Annotated in this window: 26 protein-coding genes; 9 read left to right on the top strand and 17 right to left on the bottom strand. The window is 61.4% G+C overall.

The window, feature by feature from the left end; genetic code table 11:
• The first annotated feature begins 102 nt into the window (after nucleotides 1-102).
• A complete protein-coding gene (locus AC1D17_RS18410) occupies nucleotides 103-1008 on the top strand; it encodes a DMT family transporter (protein WP_477566788.1) in 906 nt (301 codons plus the stop codon).
• Nucleotides 1009-1092: 84 nt separating this feature from the next.
• Here AC1D17_RS18410 and AC1D17_RS18415 read toward each other — a convergent pair whose 3' ends face one another.
• From AC1D17_RS18415 to AC1D17_RS18430, 4 genes are all read right to left on the bottom strand, one after another.
• Entirely contained in the window at nucleotides 1093-2982 is a 1890-nt protein-coding gene (locus tag AC1D17_RS18415) for an ABC-F family ATP-binding cassette domain-containing protein (protein WP_477566789.1), read from the bottom strand.
• Between the two features lie 58 nt (nucleotides 2983-3040).
• Nucleotides 3041-4120: a GGDEF domain-containing protein gene (locus tag AC1D17_RS18420; protein ID WP_477566790.1), complete on the bottom strand. Its 1080-nt coding sequence runs from the start codon at nucleotides 4118-4120 to the stop codon at nucleotides 3041-3043.
• A 108-nt stretch (nucleotides 4121-4228) separates the two neighbouring features.
• Nucleotides 4229-4450 carry a hypothetical protein gene (locus tag AC1D17_RS18425; protein WP_477566791.1) on the bottom strand — a complete coding sequence of 74 codons (222 nt, stop codon included), beginning with the start codon at nucleotides 4448-4450 and terminating at the stop codon, nucleotides 4229-4231.
• Nucleotides 4451-4566: 116 nt separating this feature from the next.
• Nucleotides 4567-5082 (bottom strand): DinB family protein, encoded by a 516-nt coding sequence (locus tag AC1D17_RS18430; RefSeq protein ID WP_477566792.1) that lies wholly within the window; start codon nucleotides 5080-5082, stop codon nucleotides 4567-4569.
• Between the two features lie 198 nt (nucleotides 5083-5280).
• Between AC1D17_RS18430 and AC1D17_RS18435 the strand changes: the two genes are divergently transcribed.
• Both AC1D17_RS18435 and ndk read left to right on the top strand, forming a co-directional pair.
• On the top strand, nucleotides 5281-5970 hold the full coding sequence (locus AC1D17_RS18435) for a glutathione S-transferase family protein (RefSeq protein ID WP_477566793.1): 690 nt from the start codon (nucleotides 5281-5283) through the stop codon (nucleotides 5968-5970).
• 126 nt (nucleotides 5971-6096) lie between these two features.
• Nucleotides 6097-6519, top strand: coding sequence for a nucleoside-diphosphate kinase (ndk, locus tag AC1D17_RS18440; RefSeq protein ID WP_264219311.1), 423 nt, complete (start codon nucleotides 6097-6099; stop codon nucleotides 6517-6519).
• Between the two features lie 102 nt (nucleotides 6520-6621).
• Here the strand turns inward: ndk and AC1D17_RS18445 are convergent, their stop codons facing one another.
• Together AC1D17_RS18445 and AC1D17_RS18450 are read right to left on the bottom strand one after the other, a co-directional pair.
• Entirely contained in the window at nucleotides 6622-7137 is a 516-nt protein-coding gene (locus AC1D17_RS18445) for a hypothetical protein (protein WP_477566794.1), read from the bottom strand.
• Nucleotides 7134-7694: a CGNR zinc finger domain-containing protein gene (locus AC1D17_RS18450; protein WP_477566795.1), complete on the bottom strand. Its 561-nt coding sequence runs from the start codon at nucleotides 7692-7694 to the stop codon at nucleotides 7134-7136. The genes AC1D17_RS18445 and AC1D17_RS18450 overlap by 4 nt, the downstream gene beginning before the upstream one ends.
• Nucleotides 7695-7759: 65 nt before the next feature.
• Between AC1D17_RS18450 and AC1D17_RS18455 the strand changes: the two genes are divergently transcribed.
• Nucleotides 7760-8656 carry a branched-chain amino acid ABC transporter permease gene (locus AC1D17_RS18455; RefSeq protein ID WP_477566796.1) on the top strand — a complete coding sequence of 299 codons (897 nt, stop codon included), beginning with the start codon at nucleotides 7760-7762 and terminating at the stop codon, nucleotides 8654-8656.
• Nucleotides 8657-8666: 10 nt separating this feature from the next.
• On the opposite strand, the gene AC1D17_RS18460 is transcribed toward AC1D17_RS18455, so the two are convergent.
• Genes AC1D17_RS18460 through pgsA form a run of 3 tightly spaced genes read right to left on the bottom strand, consistent with a single transcriptional unit; the run spans nucleotide 8667 to nucleotide 9986 of the window.
• Nucleotides 8667-9134 carry a molybdenum cofactor biosynthesis protein MoaE gene (locus tag AC1D17_RS18460; RefSeq protein ID WP_477566797.1) on the bottom strand — a complete coding sequence of 156 codons (468 nt, stop codon included), beginning with the start codon at nucleotides 9132-9134 and terminating at the stop codon, nucleotides 8667-8669.
• 4 nt (nucleotides 9135-9138) lie between these two features.
• Complete coding sequence (moaD, locus tag AC1D17_RS18465; RefSeq protein WP_477566798.1) at nucleotides 9139-9399, bottom strand: molybdopterin converting factor subunit 1; 261 nt, start codon at nucleotides 9397-9399, stop codon at nucleotides 9139-9141.
• Entirely contained in the window at nucleotides 9399-9986 is a 588-nt protein-coding gene (gene pgsA / locus AC1D17_RS18470; protein ID WP_264219306.1) for a CDP-diacylglycerol--glycerol-3-phosphate 3-phosphatidyltransferase, read from the bottom strand. Before pgsA ends, moaD begins: the two co-directional genes overlap by 1 nt.
• 113 nt (nucleotides 9987-10099) lie before the next feature.
• On the opposite strand from pgsA, the gene AC1D17_RS18475 reads away from it, so the two are divergent.
• Both AC1D17_RS18475 and AC1D17_RS18480 read left to right on the top strand, forming a co-directional pair.
• The gene (locus AC1D17_RS18475; protein WP_477566799.1) at nucleotides 10100-10240 is read left to right on the top strand and encodes a hypothetical protein; all 141 of its coding nucleotides are present in this window, start codon (nucleotides 10100-10102) and stop codon (nucleotides 10238-10240) included.
• Nucleotides 10241-10312: 72 nt separating this feature from the next.
• Entirely contained in the window at nucleotides 10313-11002 is a 690-nt protein-coding gene (locus tag AC1D17_RS18480; RefSeq protein WP_477566800.1) for an alpha/beta hydrolase, read from the top strand.
• A 65-nt stretch (nucleotides 11003-11067) separates the two neighbouring features.
• On the opposite strand, the gene uvrC is transcribed toward AC1D17_RS18480, so the two are convergent.
• Together uvrC and AC1D17_RS18490 are read right to left on the bottom strand one after the other, a co-directional pair.
• Nucleotides 11068-13095, bottom strand: coding sequence for an excinuclease ABC subunit UvrC (gene uvrC / locus AC1D17_RS18485; RefSeq protein ID WP_477566801.1), 2028 nt, complete (start codon nucleotides 13093-13095; stop codon nucleotides 11068-11070).
• Nucleotides 13092-13859 (bottom strand): SDR family oxidoreductase, encoded by a 768-nt coding sequence (locus AC1D17_RS18490; RefSeq protein ID WP_477566802.1) that lies wholly within the window; start codon nucleotides 13857-13859, stop codon nucleotides 13092-13094. The genes uvrC and AC1D17_RS18490 overlap by 4 nt, the downstream gene beginning before the upstream one ends.
• A gap of 358 nt (nucleotides 13860-14217) precedes the next feature.
• Here AC1D17_RS18490 and AC1D17_RS18495 point away from each other — a divergent pair, with 358 nt between their 5' ends.
• Complete coding sequence (locus AC1D17_RS18495; protein WP_477566803.1) at nucleotides 14218-14856, top strand: outer membrane protein; 639 nt, start codon at nucleotides 14218-14220, stop codon at nucleotides 14854-14856.
• A gap of 318 nt (nucleotides 14857-15174) precedes the next feature.
• Here the strand turns inward: AC1D17_RS18495 and AC1D17_RS18500 are convergent, their stop codons facing one another.
• The 4 genes from AC1D17_RS18500 to AC1D17_RS18515 form a co-directional block, all read right to left on the bottom strand.
• A complete protein-coding gene (locus AC1D17_RS18500; protein ID WP_477566804.1) occupies nucleotides 15175-15765 on the bottom strand; it encodes a glutathione S-transferase in 591 nt (196 codons plus the stop codon).
• Between the two features lie 41 nt (nucleotides 15766-15806).
• A complete protein-coding gene (locus AC1D17_RS18505) occupies nucleotides 15807-16565 on the bottom strand; it encodes a ribonuclease T2 family protein (RefSeq protein WP_477566805.1) in 759 nt (252 codons plus the stop codon).
• 8 nt (nucleotides 16566-16573) lie between these two features.
• Entirely contained in the window at nucleotides 16574-17008 is a 435-nt protein-coding gene (locus AC1D17_RS18510) for a hypothetical protein (protein ID WP_477566806.1), read from the bottom strand.
• A gap of 100 nt (nucleotides 17009-17108) precedes the next feature.
• A complete protein-coding gene (locus AC1D17_RS18515; RefSeq protein WP_477566807.1) occupies nucleotides 17109-17975 on the bottom strand; it encodes a 23S rRNA (adenine(2030)-N(6))-methyltransferase RlmJ in 867 nt (288 codons plus the stop codon).
• 68 nt (nucleotides 17976-18043) lie between these two features.
• Between AC1D17_RS18515 and AC1D17_RS18520 the strand changes: the two genes are divergently transcribed.
• Both AC1D17_RS18520 and AC1D17_RS18525 read left to right on the top strand, forming a co-directional pair.
• Nucleotides 18044-20176: a molybdopterin-containing oxidoreductase family protein gene (locus AC1D17_RS18520; protein ID WP_477566808.1), complete on the top strand. Its 2133-nt coding sequence runs from the start codon at nucleotides 18044-18046 to the stop codon at nucleotides 20174-20176.
• Nucleotides 20177-20183: 7 nt separating this feature from the next.
• Nucleotides 20184-20777, top strand: coding sequence for an NUDIX domain-containing protein (locus AC1D17_RS18525; RefSeq protein ID WP_477566809.1), 594 nt, complete (start codon nucleotides 20184-20186; stop codon nucleotides 20775-20777).
• Nucleotides 20778-20948: 171 nt separating this feature from the next.
• Here AC1D17_RS18525 and purN read toward each other — a convergent pair whose 3' ends face one another.
• Together purN and purM are read right to left on the bottom strand one after the other, a co-directional pair.
• Nucleotides 20949-21590, bottom strand: coding sequence for a phosphoribosylglycinamide formyltransferase (gene purN, locus AC1D17_RS18530; RefSeq protein WP_477566832.1), 642 nt, complete (start codon nucleotides 21588-21590; stop codon nucleotides 20949-20951).
• An 8-nt stretch (nucleotides 21591-21598) separates the two neighbouring features.
• The gene (gene purM / locus AC1D17_RS18535) at nucleotides 21599-22681 is read right to left on the bottom strand and encodes a phosphoribosylformylglycinamidine cyclo-ligase (protein WP_477566810.1); all 1083 of its coding nucleotides are present in this window, start codon (nucleotides 22679-22681) and stop codon (nucleotides 21599-21601) included.
• Between the last annotated feature and the right edge of the window lie 2 nt (nucleotides 22682-22683).

A 22683-nucleotide genomic window follows, 5' to 3' on the forward strand; every position in this document is an offset into this window, starting at 1 on the left:
AGGGCAGAAACGTCCTCACTTCGGTCTTCATCGAAGCATTGCGGGCGCCATTGGCGATAAACCGGAGGACGATTTAGGCAATCCTCCCGATGCGAGATAATCATGACACCGGATACTATAGACTTGAAAAAGGAAATCGCGCTTTTGATCGGGCTCGCAACGCTCTGGGGCGCATCCTACACATTCATCAAAATTGGCGTGGAAACCATCCCGCCGGTCACGCTGATTGCCACCCGCACCCTGATTGCCGGTCTGCTGTTGCTGGCGGTTCTGCGTGTCCGGGGGCTTTTTCTGCCAAGGGATATGGCGACTTGGGGCAGGTTCCTGTTGCAGGCATGCCTGAACAGCGCAATCCCCTTCACGCTGATCGCTTGGGCGGAAAAAACCGTCGATGCGGGCCTCGCCGCCATCCTGAATTCGACCACGCCGATTTTTGCCTTTCTGCTGACCGCTCTTTTGACGCGCCATGAACCGGTGACGGGACGCAAGCTTTTCGGCGTCATTGCGGGGATTGCCGGCATTTGCCTTGTCGTCGGCGTTGAGGCGTTTGACGGGGCGGGGGAGGCGCTGCCGGCACAGCTGGCCATCGTCGCCGCGACGATTTGCTATGCGGGGGCGGCCATCTACGGCCGCGGTTTCAAGACGCTCGATCCGATGATGCCGGCGGCGGGCTCGCTGATCTGCGGCGCTGTGATTCTCATGCCGCTCAGCTTTGCGATTGACCGGCCCTGGACATTGTCTCCCTCGGCATCGTCGCTTCTTGCCCTTTTGTGCCTCTCGGTGTTTTCGACGGCGCTTGCCTTCGTTATCTATTTCCGGCTGGTGCATACATTGGGCTCGGTCGGCACGACGGCACAGGCCTATATCCGCGTTCCGATCGGCGTGGCCATCGGCGTCGTCTTTCTGGGCGAGAGCATCAGCAGCACCGCACTGACCGGGCTTGCCTGCGTCATCACCGGGGTCGCGGCGATGACCATCCCGGCCCGCAAGCCTGCGCTGTCCACGTGAAGAAGAATGAGGGGCCTAATCAGGCGTTCGGCCGGGGCGCTTTGCCAAGCGGGTTGGTGCGGAGGCAGAAGGAAGATGGCGAGATCAACTCGCCATCGCCTCTTCGTATTCGCTGGATAGCTCCATCCAATGTTCCTCGGCCTTGTTCAGCTTGGCCAAGACCTCGGCCCGTTCCTTGACCTTGGCTGCGGCCTTGGCGGGGAATTTTTCGTAGAGGTCCTGGTCTTCAAGCTCCTTGTCGAGGGCCTGAATCTGTTTGTGCAGTTTTGCCGTCAAGGATTCGACATCGTTGATCTTTTTCTTCAGCGGCGCGAAGGTTGCGCGCTTGTCGGCATTGGCCTTGCGCTGCTCCGCTTTCGAGCGGTTGTCGTCTGCGCCGTTGCCCTTGTCCTTGCCGCCCTTGCCGCGCGAGCTCTGGACGATGGTGCTGCGATAGTCCTCAAGATCGCCGTCATAATTGGAGACGGTGCCGTCCTTGACCAGCCACAGTCGGTCGGCCGTCGCCTCGATCAGGTGGCGATCGTGCGAGATCAGGATGACGGCGCCGGTATATTCGTTGAGGGCCTGGATCAGCGCATTGCGGCTGTCGATATCCAGATGGTTGGTCGGCTCGTCGAGAATGAGCAGGTTCGGCGCATCGAAGGCGGCAAGCCCCATCAGCAGACGGGCCTTTTCGCCACCGGAGAGGTCCTTTGCCGGCGTGCTCATCTTGGCGGTCGCAAGGCCCATCTGGGCGACGCGGGCACGCACTTTGCCTTCGGTCGCACCCGGCATGCGCTGGCGCACATGCTCGACGGCATCATGTTCCGGGATCAGGTCGTCCAGCTGGTGCTGGGCGAAGAAACCGATCTTCAGGCCCGGCGCCACCTGGACGGAACCGCCGGTGGCGGGAAGCCTGCCGGAGATCAGCTTGGCGAAGGTCGACTTGCCGTTGCCGTTCGAGCCGAGCAGCGCAATGCGGTCGTCGGTGTCAATGCGCAGGGACAGGTGCTGCAGGATCGGCTTGCCCGGCGTATAGCCGACGGAACCGCTTTCGAGCGCGATGATCGGCGAGGCCGCTTCCTTTTCCGGATCGGGGAACTTGAAACCCTGGACGTGATCCTCGATGACGGCCGAGACCGTGCCCATGCGCTCCAGCGCTTTCACGCGGCTCTGCGCCTGGCGGGCCTTGGAGGCCTTGGCCTTGAAGCGGTCGATGAACGACTGCAGGTGTTTTCGCGCCGCGTCGTTCTTCACCTTGGCCTTGGCCTGCAGCTCGTTGGCCTCGGCGCGCTGGCGCTCGAACTGGTCGTAGGAGCCGCGGTAGAAAGTCAGCTTCTGCTGGTCGAGATGGATGATCGCATTGACGGCGGTGTTCAGAAGATCGCGGTCATGGCTGATGATGATGACCGTGTGCGGATACTTGCTGATGTAATCCTCAAGCCACAGAGTGCCTTCAAGGTCGAGATAGTTGGTCGGTTCGTCGAGCAGAAGCAGATCCGGCTCGGAGAACAGCACCGCAGCCAGCGCCACACGCATGCGCCAGCCGCCGGAGAACGAGGAGGCCGGGCGCTGCTGCGCAGCTGCGTCAAACCCAAGGCCGGCCAGGATGCTGGCAGCGCGCGATTCGGCCGAATGCGCCTGGATATCGGCAAGCCGCATATGGATATCGGCGATCCGGTGCGGGTCGGTGGCGGTCTCGGCTTCGGCGAGCAGCGCCTCGCGCTCCTTGTCGGCCTTGAGCACGATCTCGAGCAGCGGCTCTTCGGTGCCGGGGGCTTCCTGCGCCACCTGGCCGATACGGGCGTTCTTCGGGATCGAGACCGAGCCGGTCTCGGCCTCCATGTCGCCGGTGATGATTTTGAACAGGGTCGACTTGCCGGCGCCGTTCTTGCCGACGAGGCCGGCTTTGATGCCGGCCGGCAGCGCGACGGTGGCCTGGTCGATGAGAAGGCGTCCGACAATGCGGGCCGAAACGTTATTGAGCGTGATCATGGCCGCGTTTTGGCCGAACTCAGCCCAGAAGGCAAGGGTTTGCCGCAGCGCGGTATGGTCAGGCGGCGTGGGGAGAGTAGGTTTTTTTCGTCCGGCCGCCGATCGCGGCTGAAAACACCAATGTGCCGGGCTTGCCACCGCTGCGAACGGCCCGCAGCGCCAGTTCGGCCTGGGTGAAAAGATCGATGCCGCCGGATGCGGTAAACGCCATGGCGATGCCGGTCGATAGCGACAGGGTCTGCGTCGTGAACGCCCGGTTCGGCAAGGCGACCTGTACGCCTTCGACCGACGCGCAGATACGCTGGGCAATCGCCTCGGCATTGTCGGCCGAGACATCATGGAAGACGAAGGCAAACTCGTCGGTGCCGATACGGGCGACGAAATCGTTCTTCTTGACGGACTTGCGGAACTCGGGCGCCAGCTTCTTCAGCGCCTTTTCGACGGTTGCGGCGCCATGGCGCTCGCCCATGTCGCGCAGGCCCTCGACGGTGACGAGCGCCAGCGCTGCCGGACCGACAGCCTTGCCGTCGTCGTAAAGTGCCGTCAGCTTGGCCGAGAAGGCGATCCGGTTTGCAAGGCCGGTGACGGGATCGCGGGTCGCTGCCTTGCGCATCGTCTCGATATCGCCGTCGATACCGCCGAGTTGGGCCACCGTCTCGTTCATCGCATTGGCAAAGGCCTTTTCCTCGCGCTCGAACACGGCGACCGCATCGCGCAGGCGCGCGGCGTCATCGGCGAAGTCGGACATGCCGGCGACCGGATCGGTCTCCAGCCGGGTGATGAAACTGCGCAGCATCGCGGCAAAGACTTCCTTCTTGGCAATGCTGTCCTTCAAGGCATGGCTGACTGCGGAGATCGAGCGGGCGGTATCGGCGCGGATCGTCTCCGCCTTGATCGCGGCAAAGCCGGAAAGGTGGTATTTGACGCCGATCTGCTCGATCTGGTTTTGCGCCGGGTGGGCGCCAAGGGCTGCAACGTCCCGTGTTAGCTGTGGAGTGCTGCCGGACAGCGCCTCGTAAAACAGCTCGTAATTGCGCGGAAAGGCGGCAACGCCGAGCTTTGCCATGGTCTGGGCGACCTTGAGCAGGATCGCGGCATTTTGCGCCTGATTGCCGTCGTTCTGTGGCTTGTCCGTCATCGTATATCCCTCACAAGGCCGCTTGAAGTGCTGCGGTTGCAAGACACAGCTGATACCGCATCGGGATTAAAAGACTGACAAAGGGCTGCGAAGTTTCAGGTGCTGCACCTATAGCGCCTTCGAGACGATCTGTTTTGCGCTGTCCGGCAGGGCGGCGAAGAGGGCCGAGAGATCCTGCCAGCCATCCGGCCGGCGCCCTGAAACGTTTTCCGGCCAATGGCAAACGCCGTCACCATGGATATATCCGACCCAGCGCTGCTCGTCCTGATTGGCAAAATGCAGCACGGCAAGCTTTCCAGCTTCAAGTGCCTCGATGGGATACYAATCCATGGCGTCATCCTCCTCCTCAATCAAAAATCACGGAGGATAATGGCGCGCCTGACTTGCTTAAACCTTGTGACGATGATGTGACTGTCGCGAAGAACCAAATGATTTCCGGCGTTTACTCAGTCGGCATAGTGCCGGTGTTCCGGTGTCCGCAGGAAATAGCTCATGTCCAGTGCAAGGCTCGGACCGCCCAGCGCCGTCAGTGTCATATGGCACTGGCCGCGATGGTGCGTCTGGTGGTTGAAGAAGTGGGCGAGCGGCGGGGCGAGGCGCTGGGTGACGGGCGCGGGGTTGGTGACCGGCGAATAGGTGAAACGGCCGGCAAGGCCGTCCTCGGTGAGACCGGCAATCCAGGCGATGATACGCTCGTCTTCGGCCGCCCGCGCCGATGAGAGGCTGGCGAGATCGTCAAACAGGATGGCGTCGAGCGAGGCGGGAGCCTCGCCGGTGCCGGTGAACCGCTTCATCCAGATCCGGTCGGCAGCAAGGACATGGTTGAATGTCGCGTGCAGCGAGCCGAAGAAGGCGCCCTTGTTCTCGCGATATTGCGCGTCGCTGAGGCTGGCGGCAGCAGTATAGAGCAGGCGGTTGGCCCAACGGTTGTAGTCGGCAAACATCCGGTAGTGATCGAGCATCGCAGCCTCCTTTGAAGTTTTCGGCAGTCTACAGCGCCGCGCGTCATTCATGACACGCGGCGCTGTAGCACTTCAATTACGCAGTAGCGCAATAGCATCGCGGTGGGTGATGGAACCCATGAAATTTACTGATTTGATTGTTCGTGACCGCTGGTCTGGAATAGGCCTTTGCTGATGAAACGAAGATAAGGACACGAGATGAACCGCATCCTTTATGCGCTCTGCGGAGCTGACCGGAGCCGTCCGTTTTCCCCCCATGCCTGGAAGACCGTTCTGTCGCTTGCCCACAAGGGGCTGGATCACGATACCAAGCCGGTGGGCTTTACACAGATACCGGTGATCGAGAACGCGGCAACCAAGATCGTGCCGTTGCTGCGCGACGGGGACCAACTGGTCGGCGACAGCTTCGAAATCGCGCTGTATCTCGAGAAGACCTATCCGGATCGCCCGTCGCTGTTTGGCGGCGAGGGCGGCAAGGCCATGGCACGGTTTATCGAAAGCTGGTCGCTGATGACGCTGCATACATCGCTGGTGCGCATCATCTTGATGGATATCCATGATGGCCTCGAACCGCTCGATCAGGCCTATTTCCGCACGTCGCGCGAAGTCCGTTTCGGCACCAGCCTGGAGGCGGTTGCGGAAACGGGCGACGAGGAATTGCGTGCCTTTGCCGGCAAGCTGGAGCCGCTGCGCACCATGCTGAAAAAACAGCCCTTCATCGGTGGGGAGACACCGCTGTTTGCCGACTATATCGTCTTTGGTCCGCTGCAGTGGGCGCGCATCACGTCGCGAAAGCGGATTCTCGAAGACGGTGACCCGGTGAAGGAATGGTTCGAGCGTTGCCTCGACCTCTACGACGGTGTGGGACGTTCTGTGACAGCGGCGTGAAACTTCGCCGCGCTGTCACACTTTTCAGCACCTGCTTGGATCTCCCCCTTGTTTTGCGCGGAATTGGCGGCTATTGAACCGCCAAATTCACGGAAAAATCCACGAAAAACCAAGGGAATTGAGACTATGGCGATTGAACGCACATTTTCGATGATCAAGCCGGACGCAACCAAGCGCAATCTGACGGGCGCCATCACCAAGATGCTCGAAGACGCAGGTCTGCGCGTTGTGGCTTCCAAGCGCGTCTGGATGAGCACGCGTCAAGCTGAAGGCTTTTACGCCGTTCACAAGGAACGCCCCTTCTTCGGCGAACTGGTTGAAGGCATGACCTCCGGCCCGACCATCGTTCAGGTTCTCGAAGGCGAAGGCGCCATCCTGAAGAACCGCGAAATCATGGGTGCGACCAATCCGGCAAACGCCGACGAAGGCACGATCCGCAAGACCCACGCTCTGTCGATCGGCGAAAATTCGGTTCACGGTTCGGACGCTCCGGAAACCGCTGCCCAGGAAATCAAGTACTGGTTCTCCGACACCGAAATCGTCGGCTGAATCAATCTCTGAGGGTTTTGGCCCGAAGGATTTGAAAAGACACAGTGAAAGCCGGGGCGCAAACGCTCCGGCTTTTTGCGTTTTGGCGGCACCGCACCCAATTTAAGTCGGGCACTTGGCCGTTTCGAAATGCTCCGGGGCCTTGCCGTTCCTAAAGACGCCCGGGTTCTTGTCATAGGCCGGGCCGACCACCAGCGCTTGTGCCGGCAGGATGTCCTCGTCGAGATTGGAAACGACGGTGGTTTTGAGCGTCTGTAGGACGGAGCCGTCCGGCCCCCTGACCTCGATCGTCACCGCATAGGGCTTCTGCTTCTTGACGCAGGTGATGTCGGGGCTTTCGAGCACGACTTTGTCGAGCTTTGGAAACAGCTTGCGGTCAAGCGTCAGGGGTGGGCCGCCCRCCGGATTTTCGAATGTGGCGGTAACGGTGCTGCCATCCGGGACCGGTTCGGTCTTCGTCAGCGTGATCATGTAGGTGGCATAGGCGAGGCGGTAGTTGAAGATGAACATCTTGCCGGTGAGTTTGAGCGGGTCCGGACCGGTCTCGCGCTGGCAGGCGGAAAGAACGGTGATGGCTGTCAGAAGCGTGGCGGCAAGGGTGAGGCGCCTGCTGTTCATGCGGTCAACTCCTTCTTCTGGCGCCGGTAATGGCGGTTCGCCTTGACGCGGTTGCCGCACACGGTCATGTCGCACCAGGTGCGGCTGCGGTTGCGGCTTCGGTCCAGAAACAGCCACTGGCAGTTGGGGCAGATTTTCAGCCGCTCCGGCTCGCTGACCATCGCCAGCATCAGCGCCGAGCGGGCCGTGGCGGCATCGAGCGGCGTGCGCGGGCTTTTCACCGGATGCCTGCGGATGATGGTGGATGCCGCATCGAGCAGGTCGGCCAGGTGTTCGCTGGATGCTGTGCCGAGTATTGCGGCGCGAAAATGCCGGTCGGTCGCCTCGCGCAAATCCAGAAACGCGCTTTGGTTTTCCCATGCGACAGGTTCGAGCGGCCCGAACAGTTCCCTTTCGGCGGAGAAGCGGTTGGCCGCGGCGGCAAAGTCGCTCATGGCAAGGGGATCGGCATAACGGTCGATCCGCCGTTCGGCGTCGAAGCGCAGGATCACCGAATTGGCGACATCGAGAGCAAGCGCGCCACCGGCAAAGCGATGCTGGGTCCAGGAAAACGTCATGCAATATCCTAACTGGTCAAACGCATTTTACCAGTTATAATGATTTTGTCATCAGTGGATGTGTCATGGCCTATTTTCTGCAGCAGCTTGCCAGTGCCCTGCCTATCGCAGCTCTCTATGCGCTGCTTGCCTTCGGTTATTCGATCGCCTTTTCCGTGACCCGGCGGGCGGACCTGACTTATGGCGCGCTGTTCGGGTTCGCCGGCCAGATTTTTCTCTTGTTTTCTGATTTCGCCTGGAACCATCTGTGGCTGGTGCTGCCTGCGGCACTGGCGCTCGGGGCCGTTCTGTCGCTGGTTTATACGCTGGGCGCCGGCCTGTTGATCGGCCGCTCAGTGATGCGCGGGCTCGCCGCCACATCCGCCAATACGGTGGTGGTGGCCTCGCTTGGCGTGGCGCTGGTGCTGATGGAACTGTCGCGGCTTGCGGCGGAGACCCGCAGCCTCTGGCTGCCGCCTTTCCTCAACACACCGCTGACACTCTTTCCCGATCCGCGATTTCCGGTGACGCTGACGGTGATCCAGCTGTTGAACACCGCCCTGATGCTGTCCCTGGTCGGGGGAGGGCATCTGTTTCTGGCGCGTTCCGCCTGGGGCCGCTCGTGGCGGGCGGTATCGGACGATACCGGAGCGGCAGCGCTTTGCGGCGTCGATGGCAGGCGCGTGTTTCTTGCGGCTTATGGGTTTTCGGCGCTGCTGGCGGCGATCGCGGGCATTCTGGCGACGTCCTACTACGGCACGATGGATTTCGGCGCCGGTATCGTGTTCGGGGTCAAGGTGCTGTTCATTGCCGCCATCGGTGGGCAGACGGCGCCGCTCCTGGCAGCGGCCGRGGCCGCAGCGATGGGCTTGAGCGAAACGCTCTGGAGCGCCTATGGGCCGATGCTCTGGCGGGACTTTGCGATCTTCTCGTTCCTGGTCCTGCTTCTGGTGCTCACCCGCAAGGAACAGTTTCAACCCTGACCGATCCTGATCACTCCGACCAGCGGTCCCTTGCGCTGTCGTCTTCATCCTTGGCGCTGACCCAGCCACCCGTGCTGCCATCGGCGGCATGTTCCTTCTTCCAGAAGGGGGCTGCGGTTTTCAGGAAATCCATGATGAAATTGGCGCCGTCGAAGGCTGCCTGCCGGTGCGGCGAGGCAGTGACGACGAGAACGATGTTTTCGCCAGGCAATATTTTGCCGTAGCGATGGATGGCGGTCACCGCTTGAAGGCCGAACCGGACGACGGCCTCATTGCAGATGCGGGTGATTTCGGCCTCGGCCATGCCCGGATAGTGCTCAAGCTCAAGGGCGCTCAGCGTGCCGGCTTCGTCGCGGCAAAGTCCGCAGAACGTGACGACCGCACCGATATCGTGGCGGCCAGCCGACAGTGCCGCGACCTCCGCGGCGAGATCGAAATCGCCGGGCTGGACGCGAACGGTGATGGGTACGCCAGTCACCGCGTCAGCCCCCGGTCATCGGCGGGAACAGCGCGATTTCCCGCGCGCCGGCAATCGGTTCGTCGTGATCGACATGTTCCTGGTTGATGGCGACGCGAATGACATTTTCGTGCTCCAGCGCCGCCTCGTATTCTTCACCGCGCGTCTTCAGATAGGCAAGCAGATCGCCGGCCGTGACGACGTGTTCCGGAAGCTCCAGCGTTTCTTCAGCCCTGCCGATCCGTTCGCGCACCCAGGCGAAATAGACGAGATTGACGCTCGCCATCAGTCGACCATGTGCTTGAGGCCGGCGCGGAAATAGTCGTAGCCGGTATAGAGCGTGATGGCCGCCGCAAGCCAGAGCAGGCCGATGCCCATTTCCGTTGTGTACGGAAGCACCTTGTCGCCGGCAGGGCCCGCGAGCAGGAAGGCGATGGCGACCATCTGGATCGTCGTCTTCCACTTGGCGATGCGCGTCACCGGTACGCTGACCTTCAATGCGGCGAGATACTCGCGCAGGCCGGAGACGAGGATTTCGCGGCACAGGATGATGATCGCAGCCCAGATCGACCAGCCGGCGATCGTGCCGTCGGCGGCAACGAGCAAGAGGACGGAGGCGACCAGCAGCTTGTCGGCGATCGGGTCGAGCATTTTTCCGATATTGGAGGTCTGCTGCCAGATGCGCGCAAGATAGCCATCGAAGAAATCGGTGATCGAGGCGATCGCAAACAGCACAAGCGCAGTCCACCGGGCAAAGTCGGAACTCTGCAGCTTACCTTCGATGAAGAAGCACAGAACGATCAGCGGAACAGCCAGAATGCGTCCATAAGTCAGGAGATTGGGGATGCTGTAGGTGGTAGGCGTCGTGGACATCGATTCGGGTTCTCTGCGAGTTCTTGGATACAGATGAAAGACTTTGTGACAGCGAGGTCAACCGGTCATTGAGAGATCGGCCTGAATTATGGCGGAATTCGTCTGAACGCACGGTGAACCAGATCCGCACCCACCTGAAGCGCATCGTCCTCAAGACCGGAACGTGGCGTCAGGCGGAGCTGACCCGCCTGCTGTCCGGTCTGGGCGGCTGCCACCTGCGTTGCGGCCGGTGCCGGTCGGCGTTTGACCTTTGATGGATCCCGAAGTGGGACTATAACTTGGGCATGTCCTCTGCTTCTGATCCATCTTAGCCAGGGAGAACGCCTATGACATCTGTTCCGACGATCCTTCTCGTTCACGGCTTCTGGGGCGGGGCTGCCCACTGGAGCAAAGTCATCGTGGAACTGGCCCGTTTAGGCCATCAGTCCATCAAGGCGGTTGAATTGCCGCTGACCTCATTGGCCGACGATGCCGAGCGCACCCGCAAGATGATTGCCCAGCAAAGCGGGCCTGTTCTTCTGGTTGGTCACTCCTATGGCGGCGCCGTCATCACCCAGGCGGGCAACCAGCCGAATGTCACAGGTCTTGTCTATATCGCGGCATTTGCGCCTGATGCCGGCGAGAGCCCCGGCGGCATCACGGCGAAAAATCCACCCGCCGCCGCCGCCAATCTGGCGCCGGACAGCGATGGTTATCTCTGGGTGAAGCCGGACAAGTTTCACGAGAGCTTCTGCCAGGACCTAAGCGCTGACGAAGGGCTTGTCATGGGTATTACCCAGAAGGCGCCGCTCGCCAGCACCTTCGGCAACGAAATCAGCAATCCGGCATGGAAAACCAAAAGCAGCTGGTACCAGATTTCCAGCGAGGACCGGATGATCCATCCGGACAACCAGCGCTGGATGTCCGGCCGGCTCAACGCGAAGAAGGTCATTACGCTGAAAGCGAGCCACGCCTCGCTGGCCTCGATGCCCGCCGAGGTCGCTGCCTTGATCGATGAGGCCGCAAAGGACCGGTAGCAACCGGCTTCAATCTCCGGCCTTGATGGCAATAGCGGCGGGTAATTGCGCCCGCCGCAACGGGTCTACTTCGCGCCATCCTCATGGAAATGATCGTAGACCAGCCGCGCCACCGCTTCGGAAATGCCTTCGACGGCGATCAGGTCGTTGATCCCCGCCCGCGAGACGGCCTTGGCGGTGCCGAAATGATGGAGAAGCGCGCGCTTGCGCGTCGGGCCGATGCCGCCGATCTCGTCGAGCGGGTTCTTGACCATTTCCTTCTTGCGCCGCGCCCGGTGCGAGCCGATGGCAAACCGGTGCGCCTCGTCGCGCATGCGCTGGATGAAATAGAGCACGGGGTCGCGTGGCGGCAGCGAGAAGCCGTCGCGGCTGCCGCCGGGCGGGACGAACCGCTCGCGGCCGGCTTCGCGATCGACGCCCTTGGCGACGCCGATGGCGACCACGCAATCCTCGATATCCAGTTCCTGGAGGATGGCCCGCACCGCCGTCATCTGGCCCTGGCCGCCGTCGATCAGGATGACGTCCGGCCAGGCCGGAAAAGCGGTATCCTCGGTTGTCTCGACGCTACGGTCGGGTTTTCCCTCTTCCTTCAGCAGCCGTGAAAACCGCCGCGTCATCACTTCCTTCATCATGCCGAAGTCGTCGCCGGGGGTGATGTCGGTCGATTTGATGTTGAATTTTCGGTACTGGCCTTTGACGAAACCTTCCGGCCCGGCCACCACCATGCCGCCGACGGCATTGGTGCCCATGATGTGGGAGTTGTCGTAGATTTCGATGCGGCGCGGGGTGCGCTCGAGCTTGAACGTCGCGGCAAAGCCTTCGAGCAGGCGCGATTGCGAGGCGGTCTCGGCCAGCTTGCGGCCATGCGCCTCGCGGGCATTGGCAACGGCGTGCTCGACCAGGTCCTTCTTCTCGCCGCGCTGCGGCACCAGAATGGCGACCTTGTAGCCCGATTTTTCGCTGAGCGCTTCGCCGAGCAGATCCTGTTCCTCGACGGTCTCGCAGAGCAGGATCTGCCTCGGGCAGGGCTTGTCATCGTAGAACTGGGCAAGGAAGGCGCTCAGCACCTCGGCGGAGGTCAAGGTCGGATCGGCCTTGGGGAAATAGGCGCGGTTGCCCCAGTTCTGGCCGGTGCGGAAGAAGAACACCTGGATACAGGAGACGCCGCCCTCGTGATGGATGGCAAAGACATCGGCTTCCTCGACGCCGGAGGGGTTGATGCCCTGGTGGCTCTGGACATGCGACAGCGCCGCCAGCCGGTCGCGATAAAGTGCTGCCCGTTCGAAATCCAGATTGTCGGAGGCTTCGCTCATCGCCGCAGCGATTGTCGCCTTCACCGCCTGGCTCTTGCCGGACAGGAAATCCTTGGCCTCGGTGACCAGCTCGGCATAATCGGCGTCGCTGACCTCATGGGTGCACGGTGCAGCGCAGCGCTTGATCTGGTGCAGTAGGCAAGGGCGGGTGCGGCTTTCAAAGACGCTGTCGGTACAGGTGCGCAACAGGAAGGCGCGCTGCAGCGAATTGATGGTGCGGCCGACGGCGCCGGCCGAGGCGAAGGGGCCGAAGAAATCGCCCTTGCGGCTGCGCGCGCCGCGATGCTTGTAAAGTGCCGGCGCCCGCGTATCGCCGGTCACCAGAATATAGGGAAACGACTTGTCGTCGCGCAAAAGCACGTTAAAGCGCGGCCGCAAGCGCTTGATCAGGTTGGCTTCGAGCAGCAGCGCCTCGATCTCGGTGCGCGTGGTGACGAATTCCATGTTGGCGGTTTCGCGCACCATCTTGGTCAGGCGGTTGGAGTGCAGCCGGCCCTGCGCATAGTTGCTGACACGCTTCTTCAGGCTTCTCGCCTTGCCGACATAAAGCACGTCGCCCGCCTCGTTGAACATGCGGTAGACGCCGGGGCTGTTGGGCAAAAGCTTGACGAAGGCCTGAATCAGGTCCGCACCGCGCAAACCGTCGGGAATGGCGCTGGTCTCTGCCCAGTCGACGATAGGTGCGGGCACAGCCACGTCCGGCACGTCGGCCAGGTCTTCGTCGTCGCTGGCATTTTCGTCGTAGAGAATGCCGCCATCGTTGGGCACGCGCCCGCTCATTCCACAATCTCCAAAATGTCCGGCGTTTCCCAGGCAAGGTGCTGGCCGCCATCAAGCGCAATCATCTGGCCGGTGATCGACGGCGTGTCGAACAGGAACCGGATCGCCCGGCCGAACTCGTTGAGGTGCGGACCTCTTTTCAGGATCAGCGCCTCGACCTGGGCTTCGAAGTCGTCTCTGTTCTGCCGTTCGTTCGGCAGCGTTGGGCCGGGGCCGATGCCGTTGACGCGGATTGCCGGGGCCAAAGCCTGCGCCATCGTCTTTGTCGCCGTCAAAAGAGCCGACTTCGATAACATATAGGAATAAAATCTTGGATTGGGAGCCCAGACCCGCTGATCGATAATATTGACGACCAGTCCGGAATTCTCACCCGGCAATTGCGCGGCGAAGTCGCGGGCAAGCAGGGAGGGGGCCTTGACGTGAAGAGCAAAATGCCGGTCCCAGATCGTCTCGTCGAATTCCTCAAGGCTGTCTTTCTTGAACAGCGAGGCATTGTTGACCAAAAGGCCGATCGGCCCCAACGAGGCGACGGCCTTGTCCATGACTGTCAGCACCGAAGCGGTATCGGCAAGATCGGCTGTGATCGCAGCAGCCTTGCCGCCTCTTGCACGGATATCCGCCGCAAGCGCTTCGGCCTCGCTCAGCGATGTATTGGCGTGAATGGCCACGGCAAAGCCATGGGCTGCGAGATCCTCGACGATAGCCCTGCCGATGCGCCGGGCGCCGCCCGTCACCAGTGCTGTTTTCAAAGGAGCCCTCGGCATCCCGTTTTGCGATTCGATGTCCTGCATGCTGCAAGGATATAGGAGGCCGCCCGATATTGCGAAACAGCCCACGCATTCGTTTCGGAAAAATTAATAGGAAAGAGGTAAATTGAATTGTTTTGAGATGTTATAGTATATATTTCATTAATATTGTTTTGTGGTTAATAATTACCCTGTGGCGCTGAAGCAACATCGAATTTTGGCCATGCTCGTGCCACTAAAATTTCACAATTTGGCTCTTGTGAATCCGCATTTGATCGTCAATTTCCTCGTCAACCGGGCGGGTTAATTGAAATTCCCCGATGTATCAATTTAGGACCGCGAGGGTCCGGAACATCGGTTTGTAAAGGAGACTTTAATGCGTACTCTCATCAGCACCCTTATGGCATCTGCCGTATCCCTCATCGCCTTTTCCGCCGTTCAGGCTGCCGACGCAATCGACGAAGTTCCGGCTGCTCCGGCCGCCGAATACTCCGAGCCGGCTGCGAAGAACTGGTCGGGCGCCTATGTCGGTGGTACGGCCAACTGGAGCCACGGCCAGTTCGACGCCAACGGCAATGGTACGGCTGCCGGCCTCGGTGGTGGTCTCTACGGTGGTTACAACATGCAGAGCGGCCAGATCGTTTATGGCGGTGAAGCCGATATCAACTACGGCGACAACGATAGCAGCAATGGCGATGTCGGCTTGAAGCAGCGTGCAAACGGCTCGGTCCGTGCCCGCGTCGGTGTCGATCTGAACCCGGTCCTGGTTTACGGTACGGCCGGTGTTGCAGCGTCCAACGTCAAGGCCGCCCAGAAGGGCAGCACGGACTCCAACACGCTGCTCGGCTGGACCGCCGGTGCCGGTGTAGAAGCCTTCGTGACCGACAACGTCACGGCGCGCGTCGAATACCGCTATTCCGATTACGGTTCGAAGGACTTCAGCCTGAAGGGCGGCAACGTTTCGTCGGGCTACGACGAACACAGCGTCCGCGTCGGTATGGGCGTCAAGTTCTGATCCATCGGATTGTAAATGACAAAAAGGCCGGAGCGATCCGGCCTTTTTGCGTTTCAGAAGCGTTCCTGCGACGTCTCGAATGTGGGGCAAAGAATGCCGTCGATCACGCCATACACGGCAATGGCCCCTCATCAGGCCCTGCTTGCTTGACAAGAAGGGCGGCCACCTTCTCGCCGCAGACGGAGAAGGGACCAGCGGCAACCTCCGTCAGCCCTCACCCCGCAAGCGGGGAGAGGGCCAGGGTGAGGGGCAACCCAGCGCTAAAATACGCCGTGGCGTATACTGTCGCGCCATGATCCACACGCGGTGCAGTAGGGATCACACCTTGAACTGGACGTAGTCCGGGAAGAATTTTTCGAACTTCGTCGGCCAGTTCTTCAGCTTGGGCCGGCCCTTCTGCCACTCGCCGGCGAAACGGAGTTCGAGATAACGCAGCAGTGCGGCGAGCGCGAAATGGCCCGCATGCAGCTTGGCGCCGGTCTTCGGCATATTGGCATTGAGATGATCGAGGCCGCGCCCGGCCTTTTCCCACTGCCTGTCGATCCAGGGCTGATGGATCTTTTCCGGCGGGTGGAAGCGCTTTTCGTAGACGATCGCCAGCAGGCAGTCGCAGATGCCGTCGCACAGCGCTTCCAGCATTTCCACCTCGGTCCGCTTTTCGGCATTGCGCGGATAGAGCTTGCCCTTGGTCTCGCGGTCGATGAAATGCATGATCGCGCGGCTGTCGTAGATCGCCTTGCCATCGGAGGTCACCAGCGTCGGGATCTTGCCGAGCGGGTTCTGCGCGATCAGCTCCTGCGGGTTGCCGTTGGTGTCGGTCAACACGCCTTCAGCAGCGATACCGGCGTGCCGCGCTGCCATGCGCACCTTGTTGGAATAGGGTGAGGTGGGGGAATAGAAGATCTTCATGCGAGTTTTCTTTCGTTGGATGTTCGATTCTTTCGGTTGATCTAGGGGGTGGCTGGCAGGCTCAGGCTTTTCACCTTGCAGCCGCCACGATCGATCCCGCTGCAGGCACGGAAGCTGAGATCCTTGTTGAAGCAGATGCGCACTTCGCCAACGCGTCCCGCAGCGCAGGTCACGGCGACAGCGTCGGTGCGCAGGCCCGGATTGGCCGATGTCAGCGCCGTTTCGATGTCGGCCGCACTTGTTTTCCGGTTCGGTCCGACCGACCGCAAACCCGGCGGTATCGTCAGTTTTTCGCGGGCAGCGCGCAGGACGGTAAAATAATCCTTCTGGCTCAGCCCGGAGCAGGAACCGTGCTTGCGCCATTCATGGCCGATCAGACCCATCGACGGCATGATGTCGAACAGGGAGCGTCCCAGCGTTTCCGGCACCCGGTCCGGATCGCGCGTGCGGCAGAATTCCGGAAAACCCTGTTCGTTCTGTGGCCAGAGCCCATGGACGATGAAGCCGTGATTGTTGTCCGGATCGCATTGCATCGAGCGTCCCGACGGATCGTTTTCCAGGCACCAGCTTGGCGACCAGGAAAGCGACAGGACATAGAAATCGAAACCGCTGCCCAGCGGAACGGCCTGCGGTTTCTTCAGCCCACCGGTGGCCGGAGTGCCGATGATCGGCGTGTTGGCGGTCGCGGTGTTTGAGGCGGGCGCGTCTTTTTTGGCCTGCGGGGCTTTTTCCTCGCCACCGCACGCAGCAAGCGCCAGAAGGCCGGCAAGGGCGACGATCAGGCCGCGCAGACCAGACATTACGCCACTCACCGCAACGACGCGCACTGCGCGCCGTAGACATGCCAGGGATCAAGGCCGCTCAGGCAGAACTCGATGTTCGAACCGATGCCGGCAAAACCGAAGCCGCGTTCGATCAGATACCAGAGCGCCCGTTTTTCTCCGTCGGTGGTAACGGCGGTGGCGCGGCAATATTCGCGTTGGACCGGGCGGGTTGTGTCGCGCAGGACAATGCGGTTTTGCTGCATGTCGCGGATTTCGGCGATGGCTATATCCATTTTCAGATAGTGGGTGGCCCGTGCGCTAAAGCCGGACGTGATGAAACCGAGCACTTGCGGGCTATGGCAGGCATCCGTGACGCGCACCATGCCATAATTGATATGGTCGGCTGCCTTTAGCGGCACCGCACTGCACGCCATGGCGGTCAGGGAGAAAAGAACGGTGCGCACAAGCATTCCTGTCATGATCCCCTCCTGGCTAATCGCAGATTGCGTCCCTTGCGGGCGGAGCGTCAAGCCCCGTTCGCCCCAGTTCAATCGCGCCGCTGTTCAATCGCGCCCCTGTTCAATCACGTTCGAGCACTTCCTCGCCGCGCAGCCAGAAGGCGCGGGCGGAGGCGTAGCGGTCCTGCTTCAGCCGGTCCTTGAGGAAGGGCAGGAGGATATCCAGTTCGTCCTTCAGCGTGAAAGGCGGATTGACGATGATCAGGCCGGAACCCGACAGGCCGGTTGTATCCCGGTCGCTGCGGACCGAGAGTTCGGCGCAGAGCATTTTCGGGATTTCCAGTGCCTTTAGTGCGGTATGGAACTCGGCGATCGGCGCGCCCTGCTTGAGCGGGTACCACAGGCAAAACGTCCCGCCGGAAAAACGCCGCCAGGCCCTGGCGAGGCCATCGGCCAGACGTTCGTATTCGCCCGCGATCTCGAACGGCGGATCGACCAGCACGACGCCACGCTTTTCCTTCGGCGGCAGATGGGCGCCGAGCGCCAGCCAGCCGTCGAGCTCGGTGATGCGGCTCTGGAAATCGCCGTCGAACAGGCGGTGCAGCGTCTCGTAGTCGTCGGGATGCAGTTCCATCGCCGACAGCCGGTCCTGCGGCCGCATCAGCATGCGCGTCAGCTTCGGAGATCCGGGATAGAGCGTCAGGCCGCCATCCGGATTGAGATCGCGAACGGCGGTGAGATAGGGCTGAAGGATCGCCTTTGCCTTGGCCGGAATGTCCGTATCGAGAATGCGGCCGATACCGTCAACCCATTCGCCGGTCTTCTGCGCCTCTTCGCTGGAGAGGTCATAGAGCCCGATGCCCGCATGCGTATCGAGCACGCGAAACGCCTTGTCCTTCTGCGCCATGTAGACGATCAGCCGGGCAAGCACCGCGTGCTTGAGGACATCGGCGAAATTTCCGGCGTGGTAGATGTGACGGTAATTCATTCGCGTCCCTTATCGTCCGGATGAAATGTTTGAATGGATGGCGGTTGGGACTTTGAGACCCTTTCGCGATGCCATATAGAAAAGCCATGAACGTTGCGACCCCCATAAAACCAGAAAAGTCCGTCGGCCACACTGTCTGTCCGCACRATTGTCCTTCAGCCTGTGCGCTGGAGGTCGATGTGACGCCCGAGGGCCGGATCGGCCGGGTGCGCGGCTCGGGCGCCAATAGCTATACGGCGGGCGTCATTTGCGCCAAGGTCGCCCGCTATTCCGAGCGCATCTACCATCCCGGCCGGTTGATGGTGCCGCAGCGCCGCAAGGGTGCGAAGGGCGAGGGCAACTGGCAGGAGCTTTCCTGGGAGGACGCGCTGGACGAGATCGCGTCGGCCTTCGTCAGGGCCGAGCAGAGCCATGGCTCCGAGGCCGTCTGGCCCTATTTTTATGCCGGTACGATGGGGCAGGTGCAGCGCGATTCGATCGATCGCCTGCGGCATGCCAAGAAATATTCCGGATTCTTCGGCTCGATCTGCACCAACCTTGCCTGGACCGGAATGAGCATGGCGACCGGCTCGCTGCGCGGTCCCGATCCGCGCGAGATGGCCAAATCCGACTGTGTGGTCATCTGGGGGACGAACGCGGTTTCCACCCAGGTCAACGTGATGACCCATGCGGTAAAGGCTCGCAAGGAGCGCGGCGCCAAGATCGTCGTCATCGACATCTACGACAATCCAACCATCAAGCAGGCCGATATGGGCCTGGTGCTGAAGCCGGGCACCGACGCGGCACTTGCCTGCGCCGTCATGCACATCGCCTTTCGCGACGGTTATGCGGACCGCGCCTATCTGGCCCAGTATGCCGATGATCCGGCTGGTCTCGAACAGCACCTGAAGACGCGCACGCCGCAATGGGCGTCAGTCATTACCGGGTTGCCGGTCGACGAGATCGAAGCGTTCGGCAAACTCGTCGGCACCACCCCGAAAACCTACTTCCGTCTCGGCTACGGGTTTACCCGCCAGCGCAACGGTGCGGTCGCAATCCATGCGGCAGCCTCGGTGCCGACCGTGCTCGGCTCTTGGAAGCATGAGGGCGGCGGGGCATTCCATTCCAACAACGATATCTTCAAGTTCGACAAGCGCGAACTGGTTGGCTCAGTGATGCTGGATCCGGATATCCGCATGCTGGATCAATCGCAGATCGGCCGGGTGCTGACCGGCGATGCCGAGGCGCTGCGCCATCGCGGCCCTGTGACGGCGCTGCTCATCCAGAATACCAATCCGGTCAATGTCGCGCCGGAGCAGCGGCTGGTGAAGCAGGGTTTTCTGCGCGACGATCTGTTCGTCGCCGTGCACGAACAATTCATGACCGATACGGCCAAGCTCGCCGACATCGTGCTGCCCGCCACCATGTTCCTCGAACATGACGATCTTTATCGCGGCGGCGGCCACCAGCACATCCTGCTCGGTCCCAAGGTCGTCGAACCGCCTTCGACCGTGCGCACCAATCTGTTCGTTATCGAGGAGCTGGCCAAGCGCCTCGGCGTTTCAGACCGGCCCGGCTTCGGCTTGAGCGAGCGCGAGCATATCGACCATATCCTGGTGAATTACGGCATCGGCTACGAAGGGCTGAAACGCGAGAAATGGCTGGATGTCCAGCCGGATTTCGACACGGCGCATTTCATCAACGGCTTCGGCCATGCCGATGGCAAATTCCGCTTCAAGGCCGACTGGACCGGCACGCCGGCGCCGAACCGGCCACCGAAGGCGCTGGGCGTTTTCGGACCCCATGGTCAATTGCCGCAGTTTCCCGATCATGTCGATCTGATCGAAGTGGCCGACGAGACCCATCCATTCCGGCTGGCGACCTCACCGGCGCGGTCGTTCCTGAACTCGACCTTCACTGAGACGCCATCTTCCCTGCAGAAGGAGGTTCGGCCGGAAGTGATGATCCAGGCGGACGATGCGATCGCTCTGGGAATTGCCGATGGCGATATCGTGCGGATCGGCAATAAGCGCGGCGAGATCCGCCTGCATGCGAAAATCGGCGGCGGCACGCGGCGTGGCGTGGTCATCGCCGAAGGCCTCTGGCCGAACGACGCGCATCTGGACGGCGAGGGCATCAATGTGCTGACCGGCGCCGACGCTGCAGCCCCCTATGGCGGTGCTGCCTTCCACGACAATCACGTATGGCTGCGCAAGGGTTGAACGATCAATGACGAAATTTGCAAATGCGGAAGTCGACATCCTCAAGGACGAGACGCTTTCGAAAAACTGGTACCATCTGCGCAACGTCACCTTCAACTATACCGGCTCGAACGGGATCACCAAGACGCTGAAGCGCGAGGTCTATGATCGCGGCAACGGCGCCACCATCCTGCTCTACGATCCCGGCCGCGACAGCGTCATCCTGGTGCGCCAGTTCCGCATGCCCGCACATCTGAACGGCCATTCCGGCTGGCTTCTCGAAACTCCGGCCGGACTGCTCGATGGCGACCATCCGGCCGAGGCGATCAAGCGCGAGGTGATGGAGGAAACCGGTTATCTGGTGACGGACGTCCGGCCGCTCTTTCACGCCTTCATGTCACCCGGCGCGGTGACGGAGACAGTCCATTTCTTCGCCGCGATCATCGACGTAACGGTCCGCGCCGAAGATGGCGGCGGCGCCCTGCACGAGGATGAGGATATCGAGGTTCTGGAGGTCCCGCTCACCGAGGCGATGGCGATGATCGGCACGGGCGAAATCTGCGACGGCAAGACCATCATGCTTTTGCAGTGGGCGATGCTGAATCGGGAGAGGCTCGGCTAACCAAACGTTTTCAACCCTGCCACACGCGCTGCTGCATCAAGCTTGCGGTCCAGGGTAACCAGCGCAGTGCTGCGCGCCACAGCAAGGGCGCAACTTTGGCTTCTACGTTGACCGACTTTGGTTTCAACGGGATAAAAATGACCGTAAAAAGGGTCAAGGTGATGACCGGATTTACGATAGGTCTTCCGTGAGGTCGCCTTGATAGTGCAAGGTCCGCCCACCATCCATCCGCACCTTGCCCTCGGCCACGAGCCGCAGTGCTGCCGGATAGGATTTGTGCTCTTCGACCAGCACCCGTGCAGCTAGCGTTTCCGCCGTGTCGTTCGGCAACACCGGGACTTTGGTCTGCAGGATGACCGGCCCTTCGTCCATGCCTTCGGTGACGAAATGCACGGTGCAGCCGGCTTTCGTCATGCCGGCGTCGATTGCCCGCTGGTGGGTGTGCAGGCCCGGGAAGTGGGGCAGCAGGGACGGGTGGATGTTGATGATCCGGCCTTCATAGGCATTGATGAAGGTGGCGGTGAGCAGCCGCATATACCCGGCCAGGCAGATGATGTCGGGCGACAGGTTTTCGAGCGCCGAAAGGATCGCCGCCTCGTGCGCGTCCTTGCTGTCATAGTCCTTGCGCACGAAGGAAAACGTGGCAATCCCGAGGGCCGCCGCTTTTGCCAGTCCGCCCGCATCCGCCTTGTCGGAGATGACGGCGACAATTTCGGCGGGATAGTCCTGTTCGCTGGCGGCCTTTGCCAGCGCCAGCATGTTGGAGCCGCCGCCGGAAATGAACACCACGACCCGTTTGCGGGCCGCTTTCACCGTATCGTTCATAGAGCAAGCGTGCCCTTGTAGACCGTGCCGGCAGCGCCTTCTTCGCGGGCAACCATGCGGCCGAGCGCAAAGACGGTCTCGCCTTCGGCCGTCAGCACCGAGGTGACCTGTTCGGCATCTTCAGCGGCGACGACCACGATCATGCCGACGCCGCAGTTGAATGTGCGTAGCATCTCGTTCGCCGCGACGCCGCCGGTCTTGGCAAGCCACGAGAAGACGGCTGGCGCCTTGATGGCGGAAAGATCGATTTCTGCCGCCAGATGCTTTGGCAGGACCCGAGGAATGTTTTCCGGAAAACCGCCGCCGGTGATGTGGGCGAGCGCCTTCAGCTTTCCGGTTTCGCGGATCGCCTTCAAAAGCGGCTTCACATAAATGCGCGTCGGCGTCATCAGAACGTCGGCCAATGTTTCAGAACCGGTGCCTTCACCGAACGGTGCCGGAGCGTCCCAGGCGAGACCGGAAAGCGAAACGATCTTGCGGACCAGCGAGTAGCCGTTGGAATGCACACCGGAGGAGGCGAGGCCAAGGATGACGTCGCCTTCGGCGATATCACCGGCCGGCAGCAGCTGGCCGCGTTCGGCGGCACCGACGGCAAAGCCTGCGAGATCGTAGTCGCCGCCGGAATACATGCCCGGCATTTCGGCGGTCTCGCCGCCGATCAGCGCGCAGCCCGCCTCGCGGCAGCCGGCCGCAATGCCGCCAACGATCGATGCACCCTGGTCGGGGTCGAGCTTGCCGGTGGCGAAGTAGTCGAGGAAGAACAGCGGCTCGGCGCCCTGCACGACCAGGTCGTTGACGCACATGGCGACGAGATCGATACCGACCGTGTCGTGCTTGTTGGCGTCGATGGCGATCTTCAGCTTGGTGCCGACGCCGTCATTGGCGGCAACCAGGACCGGATCCTTGAAACCGGCCGCCTTCAGGTCGAAAAGGCCGCCGAACCCGCCGATCTCGCCGTCAGCGCCCGGGCGCCGTGTCGAGCGCACATGCGGCTTGATCTTCTCCACCAAAAGGTTTCCGGCGTCGATATCCACACCCGCATCGCTGTAGGTCAGACCGTTCTTTCCTGGCTCGCTCATGG

The organism is Pararhizobium sp. P1_E7 (assembly GCF_056405855.1).

Coding starts and splice junctions, on each gene's coding strand:
- AC1D17_RS18410 (WP_477566788.1), top strand. CDS start 103: ATGACACCGGATACTATAGACTTGAAAAAGGAAATCGCGCTTTTGATC.
- AC1D17_RS18415 (WP_477566789.1), bottom strand. CDS start 2,982: ATGATCACGCTCAATAACGTTTCGGCCCGCATTGTCGGACGCCTTCTC.
- AC1D17_RS18420 (WP_477566790.1), bottom strand. CDS start 4,120: ATGACGGACAAGCCACAGAACGACGGCAATCAGGCGCAAAATGCCGCG.
- AC1D17_RS18430 (WP_477566792.1), bottom strand. CDS start 5,082: ATGCTCGATCACTACCGGATGTTTGCCGACTACAACCGTTGGGCCAAC.
- AC1D17_RS18435 (WP_477566793.1), top strand. CDS start 5,281: ATGAACCGCATCCTTTATGCGCTCTGCGGAGCTGACCGGAGCCGTCCG.
- ndk (WP_264219311.1), top strand. CDS start 6,097: ATGGCGATTGAACGCACATTTTCGATGATCAAGCCGGACGCAACCAAG.
- AC1D17_RS18450 (WP_477566795.1), bottom strand. CDS start 7,694: ATGACGTTTTCCTGGACCCAGCATCGCTTTGCCGGTGGCGCGCTTGCT.
- moaD (WP_477566798.1), bottom strand. CDS start 9,399: ATGGCGAGCGTCAATCTCGTCTATTTCGCCTGGGTGCGCGAACGGATC.
- pgsA (WP_264219306.1), bottom strand. CDS start 9,986: ATGTCCACGACGCCTACCACCTACAGCATCCCCAATCTCCTGACTTAT.
- AC1D17_RS18480 (WP_477566800.1), top strand. CDS start 10,313: ATGACATCTGTTCCGACGATCCTTCTCGTTCACGGCTTCTGGGGCGGG.
- uvrC (WP_477566801.1), bottom strand. CDS start 13,095: ATGAGCGGGCGCGTGCCCAACGATGGCGGCATTCTCTACGACGAAAAT.
- AC1D17_RS18490 (WP_477566802.1), bottom strand. CDS start 13,859: ATGCCGAGGGCTCCTTTGAAAACAGCACTGGTGACGGGCGGCGCCCGG.
- AC1D17_RS18495 (WP_477566803.1), top strand. CDS start 14,218: ATGCGTACTCTCATCAGCACCCTTATGGCATCTGCCGTATCCCTCATC.
- AC1D17_RS18500 (WP_477566804.1), bottom strand. CDS start 15,765: ATGAAGATCTTCTATTCCCCCACCTCACCCTATTCCAACAAGGTGCGC.
- AC1D17_RS18505 (WP_477566805.1), bottom strand. CDS start 16,565: ATGTCTGGTCTGCGCGGCCTGATCGTCGCCCTTGCCGGCCTTCTGGCG.
- AC1D17_RS18510 (WP_477566806.1), bottom strand. CDS start 17,008: ATGACAGGAATGCTTGTGCGCACCGTTCTTTTCTCCCTGACCGCCATG.
- AC1D17_RS18515 (WP_477566807.1), bottom strand. CDS start 17,975: ATGAATTACCGTCACATCTACCACGCCGGAAATTTCGCCGATGTCCTC.
- AC1D17_RS18525 (WP_477566809.1), top strand. CDS start 20,184: ATGACGAAATTTGCAAATGCGGAAGTCGACATCCTCAAGGACGAGACG.
- purM (WP_477566810.1), bottom strand. CDS start 22,681: ATGAGCGAGCCAGGAAAGAACGGTCTGACCTACAGCGATGCGGGTGTG.